We start from the raw sequence: 1,147 nt of genomic DNA on the forward strand, positions 1-1,147 counted from the left end.
AATATTATAACTGTGCGATCACGCCAATAACCACCATAAGGAACTCGTTGGCTTAATCGCCCATAAAGGTGATGTAACAACATACCATCATCCAGAATAATACCGGCATGATTTGCAACATTAGATTGAACCTGCATAACAACCATATCGCCTGCTTGTGGTTCACCTTCTACTTTCACAAATCCCGCTTCTTGCCAATTATCCATATAGCGATCTTCACCTCGCTCCCACCATGGATAATCAACACGATAATCAGGTAATACAATATTATGTGTTTGCTTAAAATAACTCATTATTAGGCCCCAACAATCCGTAAAACCAAGCACAAATGGACGGCCAATAAGAGGAAGTTCGCCTCGAGGGAGAATTTCACGAAAATCCCCTTCGGGGTAACTGACAATATACCAGGGGATACCCAGTGCATCACATTGAGCCTGATCTAACTCAGAAGGTTGAGTCGTGGCATCTGGGTGACTATGAACAATACCAATAACGACGCCTTGGTCTTCACATAATGCATATTCTTGAGGAGAAATAACAAAGTGCTCTTGAGGTGTTGTAGCTACATTTACACAAGGTAAATACGTCTTTACTCTGGATTTTTGTACGATAACGCCACATGCTTCTTTGGGATATTCCTTTTTTGCATGAGAAAATATCGCCTCTCGTATTTTCTTTTGCATCATTATTATTTCCGTAACAACGAGGTACCGACAAATCCACCAAAAGGAAGAGGATTATTTTTACCAAATCGCGGTACACACCCCGTTTTCAATAAACCACTGCACTTATCTAGTGATGGATCATCAACAGGATTACCCTGTTTATCAAAATAACCATTTTGCCCTGCATAATCACACCCATCTCCCGATTTATATTGCCCTCGTAAACACCACGTACACATTGAATGTAGTTGCCGAGTAGGTATCATCACACCTTGTAAATCCATTGGACTCGCCAGTGTAAATTCAACAAACTCATTTGTTTCTGCGCTTTTGCTATCAATATAAAAGACAGATACTCGCTCTTGGGTGGGATCTGCAGAAGCATTCCCATCACTAAAATTCTCCGCATCGAGATAATGAGAAAGTGTATCGTGAATAATCACTTTTGCTTTCAACATATCATCATAATGCAGACATAATGC

At 40.4% G+C, this 1,147-nt stretch carries 2 protein-coding genes; both read right to left on the reverse strand.

What is annotated here, in order from left to right; genetic code table 11:
• A partial coding sequence (locus ABN212_RS18685; protein WP_349443569.1) for a C40 family peptidase occupies positions 1-683 on the reverse strand: 683 nt, incomplete at its 3' end.
• Between the two features lie 5 nt (positions 684-688).
• The coding region (locus tag ABN212_RS18690) for a phage minor tail protein L (protein WP_349443570.1) at positions 689-1,147 on the reverse strand (459 nt) is incomplete at its 5' end.

The sequence above is a fragment of the Proteus genomosp. 6 genome (assembly GCF_040139785.1).
In the GTDB taxonomy this organism is placed as follows: domain Bacteria; phylum Pseudomonadota; class Gammaproteobacteria; order Enterobacterales; family Enterobacteriaceae; genus Proteus.